Annotated in this window: 13 protein-coding genes; 9 read left to right on the forward strand and 4 right to left on the reverse strand. The window is 65.1% G+C overall.

The window, feature by feature from the left end; translation table 11 throughout:
• The first annotated feature begins 20 nt into the window (after positions 1 to 20).
• From ACQPXH_RS10535 to ACQPXH_RS10555, 5 genes are all read left to right on the forward strand, one after another.
• Positions 21 to 1,220 (forward strand): M50 family metallopeptidase, encoded by a 1,200-nt coding sequence (locus ACQPXH_RS10535; RefSeq protein ID WP_433602119.1) that lies wholly within the window; start codon positions 21 to 23, stop codon positions 1,218 to 1,220.
• Between the two features lie 139 nt (positions 1,221 to 1,359).
• The gene (locus ACQPXH_RS10540) at positions 1,360 to 2,178 is read left to right on the forward strand and encodes an AAA family ATPase (RefSeq protein ID WP_433602120.1); all 819 of its coding nucleotides are present in this window, start codon (positions 1,360 to 1,362) and stop codon (positions 2,176 to 2,178) included.
• A gap of 179 nt (positions 2,179 to 2,357) precedes the next feature.
• On the forward strand, positions 2,358 to 3,515 hold the full coding sequence (ispG, locus tag ACQPXH_RS10545) for a flavodoxin-dependent (E)-4-hydroxy-3-methylbut-2-enyl-diphosphate synthase (RefSeq protein WP_433602121.1): 1,158 nt from the start codon (positions 2,358 to 2,360) through the stop codon (positions 3,513 to 3,515).
• Positions 3,516 to 3,603: 88 nt separating this feature from the next.
• Entirely contained in the window at positions 3,604 to 4,467 is an 864-nt protein-coding gene (locus ACQPXH_RS10550; RefSeq protein ID WP_433602122.1) for a GNAT family N-acetyltransferase, read from the forward strand.
• 64 nt (positions 4,468 to 4,531) lie between these two features.
• Positions 4,532 to 6,319, forward strand: coding sequence for a penicillin-binding transpeptidase domain-containing protein (locus ACQPXH_RS10555; RefSeq protein WP_433602123.1), 1,788 nt, complete (start codon positions 4,532 to 4,534; stop codon positions 6,317 to 6,319).
• Here the strand turns inward: ACQPXH_RS10555 and ACQPXH_RS10560 are convergent.
• The gene (locus ACQPXH_RS10560) at positions 6,246 to 6,551 is read right to left on the reverse strand and encodes an FHA domain-containing protein (RefSeq protein WP_433602124.1); all 306 of its coding nucleotides are present in this window, start codon (positions 6,549 to 6,551) and stop codon (positions 6,246 to 6,248) included. The two genes, ACQPXH_RS10555 and ACQPXH_RS10560, sit on opposite strands and share 74 nt — an antisense overlap.
• 65 nt (positions 6,552 to 6,616) lie before the next feature.
• Here ACQPXH_RS10560 and ACQPXH_RS10565 point away from each other — a divergent pair, with 65 nt between their 5' ends.
• Entirely contained in the window at positions 6,617 to 6,790 is a 174-nt protein-coding gene (locus ACQPXH_RS10565; protein ID WP_433602125.1) for a hypothetical protein, read from the forward strand.
• Here ACQPXH_RS10565 and ACQPXH_RS10570 read toward each other — a convergent pair whose 3' ends face one another.
• A complete protein-coding gene (locus ACQPXH_RS10570) occupies positions 6,791 to 7,297 on the reverse strand; it encodes a peroxynitrite isomerase (RefSeq protein ID WP_433603406.1) in 507 nt (168 codons plus the stop codon).
• A 176-nt stretch (positions 7,298 to 7,473) separates the two neighbouring features.
• Here ACQPXH_RS10570 and ACQPXH_RS10575 point away from each other — a divergent pair, with 176 nt between their 5' ends.
• Positions 7,474 to 8,778 (forward strand): TIGR03118 family protein, encoded by a 1,305-nt coding sequence (locus tag ACQPXH_RS10575; RefSeq protein ID WP_433603407.1) that lies wholly within the window; start codon positions 7,474 to 7,476, stop codon positions 8,776 to 8,778.
• Between the two features lie 60 nt (positions 8,779 to 8,838).
• Here ACQPXH_RS10575 and ACQPXH_RS10580 read toward each other — a convergent pair whose 3' ends face one another.
• Positions 8,839 to 9,183, reverse strand: coding sequence for a winged helix-turn-helix transcriptional regulator (locus ACQPXH_RS10580; protein WP_433602126.1), 345 nt, complete (start codon positions 9,181 to 9,183; stop codon positions 8,839 to 8,841).
• Between the two features lie 62 nt (positions 9,184 to 9,245).
• Here ACQPXH_RS10580 and ACQPXH_RS10585 point away from each other — a divergent pair, with 62 nt between their 5' ends.
• Together ACQPXH_RS10585 and ACQPXH_RS10590 are read left to right on the forward strand one after the other, a co-directional pair.
• Positions 9,246 to 10,025: an SDR family oxidoreductase gene (locus ACQPXH_RS10585; RefSeq protein WP_433602127.1), complete on the forward strand. Its 780-nt coding sequence runs from the start codon at positions 9,246 to 9,248 to the stop codon at positions 10,023 to 10,025.
• Between the two features lie 201 nt (positions 10,026 to 10,226).
• Positions 10,227 to 10,664 (forward strand): DUF4254 domain-containing protein, encoded by a 438-nt coding sequence (locus ACQPXH_RS10590; RefSeq protein WP_433602128.1) that lies wholly within the window; start codon positions 10,227 to 10,229, stop codon positions 10,662 to 10,664.
• Here ACQPXH_RS10590 and ACQPXH_RS10595 read toward each other — a convergent pair.
• Positions 10,661 to 11,161, reverse strand: a complete 501-nt coding sequence (locus ACQPXH_RS10595; protein ID WP_433602129.1) for a hypothetical protein — start codon at positions 11,159 to 11,161, stop codon at positions 10,661 to 10,663. The genes ACQPXH_RS10590 and ACQPXH_RS10595 overlap by 4 nt on opposite strands.
• Positions 11,162 to 11,477: the final 316 nt, after the last annotated feature.

Below are 11,477 nucleotides of genomic sequence, written 5' to 3' on the forward strand. Positions count from 1 at the left end.
GCAGGAGGGCTGTACAGCAAATGGTGTTCGCGTTGGGGTTCGTACTGTTCGCCCTCGGCATCACGATTTCGATCGCGCTGCACGAATGCGGGCATATGTGGGCCGCCCAGTCCACCGGCATGAAGGTGCGGCGCTATTTCATCGGCTTCGGTCCCAAGATTTTCTCGTTCCGGCGCGGTGAAACCGAATACGGTCTCAAGGCACTCCCGCTCGGCGGCTTCTGCGATATCGCGGGCATGACCGCATTGGACGAACTCGCGCCCGAGGATCTCGACCGGGCGATGTACCGCCAGGCCACCTGGAAGCGCCTGGTCGTGATGTTCGGCGGGATCGCGATGAACTTCGTGCTCGGTTTCCTCCTGCTGGTCGTGCTCGCCATCGGCTGGGGACTGCCGCGCTTGGATCAGCCTCCCGCCACCACCATCGGTGCGATGAGCTGCGTGCCGCAGCAGAATCCGGACCAGTCGATGGTGCAATGTGACGGCACCGGGCCGGCGCAGCGGGCCGGACTGCAACGTGGTGACGTCGTCAAGGTGGTCAACGGCGTGAAGGTCGACACCTGGCAGCAGTTCACCGCCGAAACCCAGAAACAGACCGGCACCTTCGCCTACATCATCGAACGCAACGGCCAGACCAAGACGATCGAGGTCACCCCGCAGCGCGTCACCCGGTACGCGCAGAAGAATGGACCGGGCAAGGAGGTCAGTGCAGTCGGCGTCGGCTCCGAGTACTACGAGCCGTTGCAGTACAACGCGCTGGCTGCGATCCCAGCTGCCGGTGCGTATACCGGGCAGGTATTCACTCGCACCTTCGTATCGCTGGCGCAGATGCCGCAGAAGGTTTCGGCGCTGTGGACTGCGGTGACCGGTGGCGAGCGCGATCCGGAGACGCCGGTTAGTGTGTACGGCGCCAGCAAGATCGGCGGCGAGACCGCGGAACGCGGCTTGTGGAACGTCTTTATTTTGGTGCTGGCCAGTCTGAATTTCTTCCTCGGCGCGTTCAACCTGCTACCACTGTTGCCGCTGGACGGTGGGCATATCGCGGTGGTGCTGTACGAGAAGGTGCGAAACACGATTCGCGGCTGGAAGGGCCTGGCGCCGGGTGCGCCGGTCGACTATCTGAAACTATTGCCAGTCACCTATGTCGTTGTGGTGATAGGTGGTGCGTACATGCTGTTGACGATCGCTGCGGATATTGTGAACCCGATCCGACTTTTCTAAAGGGTTGCGCGGTGACAGCGTTGCGCTCGGGTCATGGTTAGCATGGGCTGTGCGCAGAGAAGCTGGAGCCGGTCGGTATATCCATCAGGTACGGCTGGAGCCGGATGCTCGCTCAGACGAATATCCGTTCGGTCTGCCTGTGGTGACGCACCTCGATCGAGTTGGTGGATTGACATTGGCACCGGGCGTGACCTTCCTGGTGGGTGAGAACGGCAGCGGGAAGTCGACCCTGATCGAAGCAATAGCAGTCGCGGCCGGGATGAATCCGGAAGGTGGCAGCCAGAACTACCGCTTCACCACTCGCTCTACCGAGTCTTCGCTGGGCGAGCACCTTGTTCTGAGATGGGGCACGAGTAGACCACGAAGCCGGTTCTTTCTTCGCGCCGAGTCGTTCTACAACGTAGCCACCGAAACCGAACTGCTCGGTCCGCAGCAGTTGGCAGCAGTCGGAGGGGTATCGCTACATCAGCGTTCTCATGGTGAGTCATTCGTGGACTTGATGCGGCACCGGTTCTACCCGAACGGGTTGTACCTGTTGGATGAACCGGAGGCGGCATTGTCGCCGCGAGGTTGTATGGCCGTGCTGGCTCGGATGTCGGAACTGGTTGCCCAGCAGTGCCGATCTGAGGCCGCGCCGATCGGCCGTCATCCGCCAACCATCGCCATATGGGGATCGGCGGCGAGACCATCGAGGGTGGGCGTTGGAGCGTGCTCATCGTCGTTTCTGGCCAGCTTGACTGCTCCGTCGGCGCGGTTCAGGCCCCTTGCGGCTGGATGTCGCGAGATCGCGGTGATGCTCAACGAGGAGATTTGCAACACCATTCGGACTGGCATCGGGCGCTCCGGTCGACTATTTGAAACTGCTACCGTGACCTACGTCGCAGTGGTGATCGGCGGTGCGTATATGGTGCTCACGCTGGTCGCCGACATCGTGAATCCGATCCAGTTGTTCCGCTGACGCGCTAACCTGTCGCGGTTGTTCCGCGATAACCACCGTGTACGCCGGATTGCTGGCATTTCGGACATCTGTGTGTCATGACTCATGTCATGGCTGTCACAGGGGGGCAGCCGTAACACGCGGCTATCCTCGGTAGGCGAACGGCCCGAAACAGTACGCACGAAAGTAGGCAGCCGAAAGTGACCAGCACAATCGGATTGGGGATGCCGACCGCACCCGCGGCCGTTCTCGCGCCTCGCCGCAAGACCCGCCAATTGATGGTGGGCAATGTGGGCGTCGGCAGCGATCACCCGATTTCCGTGCAGTCGATGACCACCACCAAGACCCACGACGTCAACGCCACCCTGCAGCAGATCGCCGAACTGACGGCCTCGGGCTGCGATATCGTGCGCGTCGCCTGCCCGCGTCAGGAGGACGCCGACGCACTGGCGACCATTGCGCGCAAGAGCCAGATCCCGGTCATCGCGGATATTCATTTCCAGCCGCGCTATATCTTCGCCGCCATCGATGCGGGTTGTGCCGCGGTGCGCGTAAACCCGGGCAATATCAAGGAATTCGACGGCCGGGTCGGTGAAGTAGCCAGGGCCGCGGGCGCGGCGGGCATCCCGATTCGCATCGGCGTGAACGCCGGTTCGCTGGATAAGCGGATGTTGGAGAAGTACGGCAAGGCGACCCCGGAGGCGCTGGTCGAATCGGCGTTGTGGGAGGCGAGCCTTTTCGAAGAGCACGGCTTCGGCGATATCAAGATCTCGGTCAAGCACAACGATCCGGTGGTCATGGTCGAGGCCTACCGCCAGCTGGCCGCGCAGTCGGACTACCCGCTGCACCTCGGTGTGACCGAGGCCGGTCCGGCGTTCCAGGGCACGATCAAGTCCGCCGTCGCATTCGGCTCGCTGCTGTCGGAGGGTATCGGCGACACGATCCGGGTATCGCTGTCCGCGCCGCCGGCCGAGGAGATCAAGGTCGGCGGGCAGATCCTGCAGTCGCTGAACCTGCGCCCGCGCAAGCTCGAGATCGTCTCCTGCCCGTCCTGCGGTCGCGCCCAGGTCGACGTTTACACCTTGGCCAATGAGGTGAGCGCCGGTCTGGAGGGCATGGAGGTGCCGCTGCGGGTGGCCGTGATGGGCTGCGTGGTGAACGGTCCGGGTGAGGCGCGCGAGGCCGACCTCGGTGTCGCCTCGGGCAACGGCAAGGGCCAGATCTTCGTCAAGGGGCAGGTCATCAAGACCGTGCCGGAGGCACAGATCGTGGAGACCTTGATCGAAGAGGCCATGCGCATTGCCGAAGAGATGGGCGAGACCGAAGGCGCGGGCGAACCCGTCGTCACCGTCGGCTGACCTTTCGAGCGACCCGCAAGCGGTCGTTACGGGCGGGAGTTCCCGAGTAGCCGTACCACCGTCGACCGATTCGTGGCAGGCTGTCGATGTGCGGAGTCTGCTGGAGCCGGCGCGATGGGCCAAGGATGCCCCGGCGCGTCAGCTCGCGAATCGGGATCTGGCACAGGTGCTGCGGGTGCTGGATAGCGATCCGATCGCCTCGTGCATGGTGGCGGCGCGGTTACAGGAATTCGGCTTGGATACCGGCGTCGGACACGGTGAACTGTGGAGTCGGGGTGGTCCGTCGGAATCGCTGTGCTTCTCGGGTGCGAATCTGGTGCCCTTGCGCGGTGACGAGGATGCGTTGCGCGCCTTTGCCACGCGGGCGATCCGCTGGCCCCGGGTGTGTTCGTCGGTGGTCGGGCGTCAGGAATTGACGCTGCCGCTGTGGGAGATGCTGTCCGCGCATTGGGGACCGGAACGCGAGCTACGCGGTGCGCAGCCGCTGCTAGCCCTCGGCCAGCCCGCGCTGGGCACCGCCGATGCGCAGGTCCGGCGGGTTCGGCCGGATGAGTTGGAGCGCTATCTCGCCGCGGCGATCGCCATGTTCATCGAGGAGGTCGGGGTCGATCCGCGCGCCGGTGACGGCGGCCGCGGCTATCGGCGCCGGATCCAGAGCCTGATCGGATCCGGCCGCGCCTGGGCGCGTTTCGAGGACGGCGAAGTGGTGTTCAAGGCCGAGGTCGCATCGCTGTCCCGGCGGACTGGGCAGATCCAGGGCGTGTGGGTACATCCGCAACGTCGCGGCGCCGGTCTCGGCACCCGCGGCACCGCTGCCGTGGCGAATGCGGTGGTGGCCTCGGGCCGCACCGCGAGCCTCTACGTGAACGACTACAACAGCATCGCCCGCCGGGCCTACAGCCGGGTCGGATTCCGGCAGATCGCCACCTTCGCGACCGTGCTGCTCAACTGAACGCGACACCGAACATCGGTGTGCCACAGCCGTTTGCTCGCGGTTGACTATACGATCGGTCCCGATGTCGACTCGCATGCTCATTACGCTGGCCGTCGCGGCATTCGCGGCGGCGGGATCCGGCTGCTCGGCCGACCCGCAGGGACCGGTGCCCGCGGCCGATGCCTTCCTTGCCGCCTTCGCCGGCCACGACATCGAGGCCGCGGCCGACCTCACCGGTCAGCCCGAGAAGGCAACCGCGGCACTGCGTTCCGCATGGGACGAGTTGCAGGCCGAGAAGTTGACCGCGCATACCGGCGCGGCCAGGGTCACCGGCGACACCGCGACGGTCGAATACACCTACGAGTGGCGCCTGCCCAAGGACCGGATCTGGAAATACACCGGCCAATTGCAGATGGGCCGCAGTGACGGCCGCTGGATGGTGCGCTGGACCTCCGCCGATATCCACCCCAAACTCGGCGCCACCCAGACCATGGCACTGCGCGCCAACCCGGCTCCGCGCGCCAGGGTGAACGAGCAGTCCGGCAGCGATGTGCTGGTGCCGGGCAAGGTATCTCGGGTCGCGTTCACCGTGGCCTCCGCACCGGATCCGCGTTATACGGCGACCTCGCTGGCGGCGGCCTTGCACCGCTTCGACGACCGGCTCACCCCCGAGGCGATTCTGAGCGCGGCGTCCGCCGCCAAGGGCGAGTACACCGTCGCGCTGTTGAGCGAGTACGAATTCGACCAGGTGAGTGGAGATCTCATCGGTCTGCCCGGGGTAACGCTGACCCAGCAGTGGGATATGGTGCCCACCGACCGGGATTTCGCACCCGATCTGCTCGCGCAGGTGCGCAAGACGGTGATCGCCGAGGTGGAGGGCAAGGCGGGCTGGAGCGTTGTCACCATGAACGCCAACGGCGCCGATACCGACGTACTCACCGAGGTGCCCGCACAACCCGCCCCGTCGTTCTCACTCAGCATCGACCGCAATGTGCAGAACTCCGCGCAGCGTGCCGTCAGCGGCCGCGAGGAGCAGACCATGATGGTGGTGCTGCGGCCGTCGACCGGCGCGATTCTCGCTGTCGCACAGAACAGGGCGGCCGACCGTGTCGGTCCGGTGGCCACCATCGGTCAGTATCCGCCGGGCTCGGTCTTCAAGACGGTGACCGCGGCCGCGGCGATGTCGCTAGGAAAGGCGACGCCCGAAACTGTTTTGCCGTGTCCGAGCCGAATTGTCATCGGGGAGCGGACAATTCCGAACTACAATCTCTTCCAACTCGGTGACGTACCGATGGCCACCGCCTACGAGCGGTCCTGCAATACCGCATTCGCGAAGTTGGCCAGTGACCTCCCCAGCGACGCGCTGCACGATGCCGCCGCGAAACTGGGTGTGGGACAGGGTTATACGGTTCCGGGCCTGCCGACCGAATCGGGTTCGGTGCCACCGGCCGACGATATGATCCAGCGTACCGAGGACGGGATCGGCCAGGGCAAGGTGGTGGTGAGCCCGTTCGGAATGGCGGTGCTCGCCGCGACCGTCGCGCACGGGTCGGCGCCGGTGCCGTATCTGATCGCCGGACGGACCACGGAGATCAACGGCGACCGTCCGGCCATCGGGTCCGACGTGATCGATGGTTTGCGCATGATGATGCGCGAGGTGGTCACCGGCGGTACCGCCGAACGCATTGCCGACCAGGGCGAGGTATACGGGAAGACCGGGGAGGCCGAGGTCGACGGCGGCTCGCATTCGTGGTTCGTCGGCTATCGCGGGGATCTGGCCTTCGCGACCTTGCTGGTCAAGGGCGGCAGTTCGGACAATGCCGTTGCCGTGACGCGCGATATGCTCGCCGCCCTGCCCGCAGGGTACTGAACCCCGACTCGGTTGGTGCGACTGGTGGACTCCGGCGGGGCTCCGCGATCTGGCATCTCGTAACGCAGTGTGGTGGAACCGATTCGGATGACATCGCCGTGCGCGAGTGCGGACCGATCGGCACACCGTTGACATAGATGCCGTTGGCCGAATCCCGATCCCGGATGAAGATCCGGTTCTCGCGTGGCACGATGCGCGCGTGCTCGCGGCTGACCCGGGCATCGTCGAGCACGATGTCGTTGTCCCATTCCGGCTCGACCTGGACTGGTCACGCTGGCCGATCGGCCGATCGCGGCGGTGCGCAACGAGATCGGATCGACCGCGAAGTCACACGCGGCGGTTGCGGCGGGTTCCGTCGGCGCTCGGGAAACCGGCGGTATCACGCCGTACCAACTGCATTCGGCCGAGGCGGCCGCTCGGGCCGCGGGCCGGCCGTATGTGCCCTGGCGTCCTGATCCGTCCGGCGACTGATCAGGCGCGGTGCAGCGTCGCCGCGAGGTGGTGGGTCAGTGGTTCGCCGACCGCGGCCATGTGCAGGGTGTAGTCGATGGTGTCCCCGGCCAACTTGATCGAACGGCCGAGGGCGGTCACCACTTTCGCCGTGCTGCTGCGGCCGATGCTGGTCGATTCGAATTCCATCCGCAGTTCACCATCGACGATGGTGAGGCTGCCCTCACAGATCTCGGTGATGCCGGTCGGGTGGGCCAGGATCAATTCGACGTGATCCGGGCGCGGGCAGCGTAGATAACCCGTTTCGGCATGCATCGGTCGGCTGCCGTCGGCCGCGCGGGTGCGCTGCCGGTAGGTGAGGAACGGTCGGCCGAGGTGGCCGAACTTGATTTCTTCGACGTAGTCGAATGACTCGATGGTCGGGTACTCGCCGTGCCCTGGTCCGCGCCATGTGCCGAGCAATGGAGCGAGCGGAGCGATATCCGGATGAGGGGCGACGGAAGGTTGGGGGGCGACCACGCGCGACAGCTTAAACCCGTCGGATTCGGGACGTTCCGATACGGTCGAAATTCCGCCAAGCTAAGGTTAGCATCGCCTAATCGCCAAATGAGGGTTGCGAGTGGCTGGAAAGGACGAAGAAGTTGAACGCACGCCTTAGTGAATTGCGCCGCAACAGTGCCTGGCGGTCGCGCGCCCGCAACGGTCTGCTGCGCGCCTCGGTGCTCGGCGCTGCCCTGGTTGTGGCCGCGGCATGCTCGGATTCGAAGTCGTCTAACGACGAAGTGCCTGCCATCGACGGCAACCACTACGCGCAGACCAACCTTGCCGCCAACACGGCCGAATACAAAGCGCAGTACACCTTTCCGGATATGGTGAACGCGTGGGGCCTGGCCGATCGCCCGAAGGGCGCGGGCGGGCACTTCTGGGTCGGCGCGGGCGGTAGTTCGTTCCAATTCGTCGGCGATGTCAGCGCATCCGCGGATCCCAAGGTGCAGAAGCTGTTCCAGGATCCGCTGAAGATCGTCACGGTTCCGGGTGCGGATGCCGACACCTCGGACAAGAGCATCGGCAAGACCACCGGCGTCGTGTTCAACGGCGCTCCCATCACCTCCGATCTGTTCGTCGTGCGCGACCAGCCGGTGGACGTCGACGGTGCGCCGGTACTGCTGACCGGTTCGTCGCGGTTCATTTTCGCCACCGACTCCGGCAAGATTTCGGCCTGGACCGAGCAGGGGCCCGAGGGCGCGATCATCCGGCACGACGGTCCGGCGAATCTGGTCTTCGACGGCGAATCCCAGGGCATGGCGTTCTTCGGCATCGCGCTCGCTCCGTCCGGTGACAAGCTGCTCGCCGCCGACTTCGGCGAGAACCCGCAGGTCCGCACCTTCGACAAGGACTGGCAGCTGATCCCGACCGTCGGCTTCGCCAACCCCTTCGCCACCGGCGACCAGATCGACGCGGCCGCCCCGGATAAGGGCAAGAAGCCCAAGCCCGGCGATCCCGCCCCATTCAATGTGACCACCATCGGCAACCGTGTATTCGTCTCGTACGCGGACACCAAGCCGGATGAGCAGGACGCGTCCAAGTTCGACAAGGCCGAAGAGGATTCGCTCGACAAGGACCAGGAGAAGGACGCCAAGGGCAAGCCCGCCAAGGGCAAGGTCGCGGAATTCGACGGCAGCGGCAAGTTGGTCCGTATCCTCGACGACGGCGGTCGCCTCAATGCGCCGTGGGGTGTCGCGGTGGCGCCCGCGAACTTCGGTCCGCTCAGCGGCAAGCTGCTCGTCGGCAACTTCGGTGGCCTCGGCCACGTGCTCGCCTACGACGACGCCACCGGCAAGTTCGTCGATTACCTGCGCGACGAGAAGGGCCAGCCGGTCGAGATCGCGGGTCTGTGGGCTCTGATGTTCGGCAATGGCGAGAGCCTCGGCGACGCCGACTCGCTGTACTTCACCGCGGGCCCGGACGACGAGAAGGAAGGTCTGTTCGGCAAGCTCCGCTTGAAGTAACCCTGTCCCAGGCGAAGGCGGTTCCCGGTAGTGCGCCGGGGGCCGCCTTTGTCGTACGCACTACTCGGGATCGGGAGATGGCGGGGTCCATCGTTCGGACCAGCTCCAGAGCGGCCGCAGTGCCGCGGTGAGGTCGAGGCCCGCGGGGGTGAGTTCGTAGGTTTTGTCCGCGTTCTTGGTGATCACGCCCGCGGTCTGGAGGTGCTGCAGGCGCGTCGAGAGCATGCTCGACGAACAGTTGCCCATGCGGCGGCGCAGTTCGAGGAAGCCGAGGCGGCCGGGTTCCAACTCCCAGAGGACGCGCAGGATCCAGCGTTGGCCGATGAGCTCCATGGTGGCCAGCATGGGCGCGTGCGCCGGGTCGTCTTGCCCGCGCGACGGCTTGGCGCCATTTGCACTTCTCATTTCGAACTACCATAGTGATTCTAAATTAGAAGCGTTGCTGTGGGCTGATGAACGAGAGGCAGATGGTGGGCGACTCGACGGAACGACGGATTGTGCTGATCACCGGCGCGTCGCGGGGGATAGGGGCCGAGACGGCGAAAGTGCTGGCGGCGGGCGGTGATCACGTGATCATCAACTATCGGGAGAAGCGCAGACGCGCCCAGGCGATCGCCGATGAGATCGGCGCTGCCGGCGGCAGTGCCTCGATCGCCGGTGCCGATATCGCGGATGCGGACGCTACATCGGCGATGATCGTCGATGTGGTGATGGAGTTCGGTCGGCTGGATGTGTTGGTGCTCAACGCATCCGGCGGTCTCGAGCGCGATGCGGCCCCCGACTACGCGATGGCGTTGAACCGTGACGCGCAGGTTCGTCTGGTGCGGGAAGCCTTGCCGCACCTGCCGTCCGGCGGCCGGATCGTCTTCGTGACCAGCCATCAGGCCCACTTCCACGGCCGCAAACCCGTTCCGGCGGACTATGAGCCGATCGCTGCGAGCAAGCGTGCGGGTGAAGACGCCTTGCGCGCAATGATTCCGGAGCTGACCGAGCGTGGTATCGGGCTGAATGTGGTGTCCGGTGACATGATCGACGGCACGATCATCGTCCGTTTGCTGGAACGCCGCAATCCCGAGGCGGTTTCGGCTCGTCGCGATCACGGTGCACTGCCGACCATCGAGGCGTTCGCCGCCGTCGTCGGCGAGGCCACAAGTGCCGCAGGCGAATCCGGTCGCACGTTCTACGTCGGTGGTCAGGATTATCTCGCGGCGGGCGTACCCGCGTCGTCGAAGCCGGACGGTCGCTGATCATCGGACCATAGCCCGGGTTACTGCGTATTTGCCACGGACGTGCCGGTCTGTAACAAATTGATATCGGCGTTTTCGATCGCGGCTGCGGATCAGGGTCGATAATCGAGGGGTGACGTGCGATCGTGCGGTGCGGAATCGACATTGCTGGTCGGGAGGTTCGCCGAGGGTGGCGCGTTCCGGCGTCGGCGGGAGGCCCGGATGAGGAATGTCGGAAATAACCGGATGGTTCCAGGGCGGGATATGTTGCTGGCCGCATGCCGCGGGCTACCGCACGACGATCATCCGATGCTGGAGGCGGCGGGGGAGTTGGCGCAGCTGCACGAAATCCGCGAGCGGACGCCGGTGCGCGAGATCCCCAAGCTGGATCGGCGACGCGGCCAACTGGTGCGGTCGATCGATATGTGGGTGACGCTGGCGATGCCGGTGCCGTGCTCCGAGGCGCAACTGCACTCCGAAACCGTCGGCGAGATCGTGGATCGGCTGGCCAGAATGATCACGCAGGCGTTCGTGCCGCTGTCCGAGGCGCCGGAACCCGTCTTCTATGACGCGTGGGTGCAGCTCAACGAGCTGGCGGATAGCTATCAGGATCTCATCGACGGATTACGTGCGGGCACCCACCGACCACCCGGTGGCTAGCGCCCGCGCCCGAAAAGTCGGAACGAACGCGCCGGGCGGCGCGGCAAGGTGGCGTAGACCATCGTCATATCGGCGAATACTTCTGCTTCCCGTTCGCGGTCGGCGCCGAAGTGCTCGCGGCCGAGTACATGCTTGATGGAGGACGATGAGATGGACGGCAACAGTGCGGCCAGCGACGGTGTTATCGGCTCGCCTGCCTCCGTACCTTCCTTGCCGTGCCCGAACAGCATGTGACCGATCTCGTGCAGGATGATGTGATCCGCATTGCGTTCGGTGGCGGACGCGTCGTAGACGATGATGTCGTCGTGACCGCGCGCGATCCAGAGTCCGCTGCCACGACACCCGATGTCCGCGAGCGCGGCCGCGGGGATCGCCTGCAGCGAGATGGAACGACCACGGTGCGCGGCGACACTTGCGAGGTAGGCGGACAGATTCCAAGGACTGGGGAGGGGCACGGTCCGCGCTGCTTCACGGAAACGGGCTTCCATGCTGGTCATCGGCGCATACATTACTCACCCCGGGCACGGTAGTCACCTCGCGAATCGGACATTCCGTCGAAACCGATAGCGACACTGCATGATTCACGCACCCATGAGACACCGTTCTGCCCGGGTCGGCAAACACCTTGGTGGGATTAATCGCCCCCTCGGAGTCGTCGTTGCGACACCCGGGGGAGGTATCGAAACGTCATCGGTGCGGCGAGATTGGACGACGAGCCGCTCGCCCGACGCGGTGGCGGCGCGCCCGATTTCGGTGGGCGGTGATGAGAGCGAGCGAGATCGATCATGCGATACGTACTCGAAGAGTGCGGAA

The sequence above is a fragment of the Nocardia sp. CA-135953 genome, from assembly GCF_050955735.1.
Taxonomy (GTDB): domain Bacteria; phylum Actinomycetota; class Actinomycetes; order Mycobacteriales; family Mycobacteriaceae; genus Nocardia.

Bases quoted from the DNA above. Each gene is read 5' to 3' on its own strand.
- ACQPXH_RS10535 (WP_433602119.1), top strand. From the start codon at position 21: ATGGTGTTCGCGTTGGGGTTCGTACTGTTCGCCCTCGGCATCACGATT.
- ACQPXH_RS10555 (WP_433602123.1), top strand. From the start codon at position 4,532: ATGTCGACTCGCATGCTCATTACGCTGGCCGTCGCGGCATTCGCGGCG.
- ACQPXH_RS10580 (WP_433602126.1), bottom strand. From the start codon at position 9,183: ATGAGAAGTGCAAATGGCGCCAAGCCGTCGCGCGGGCAAGACGACCCG.
- ACQPXH_RS10585 (WP_433602127.1), top strand. From the start codon at position 9,246: ATGGTGGGCGACTCGACGGAACGACGGATTGTGCTGATCACCGGCGCG.
- ACQPXH_RS10590 (WP_433602128.1), top strand. From the start codon at position 10,227: ATGAGGAATGTCGGAAATAACCGGATGGTTCCAGGGCGGGATATGTTG.
- ACQPXH_RS10595 (WP_433602129.1), bottom strand. From the start codon at position 11,161: ATGACCAGCATGGAAGCCCGTTTCCGTGAAGCAGCGCGGACCGTGCCC.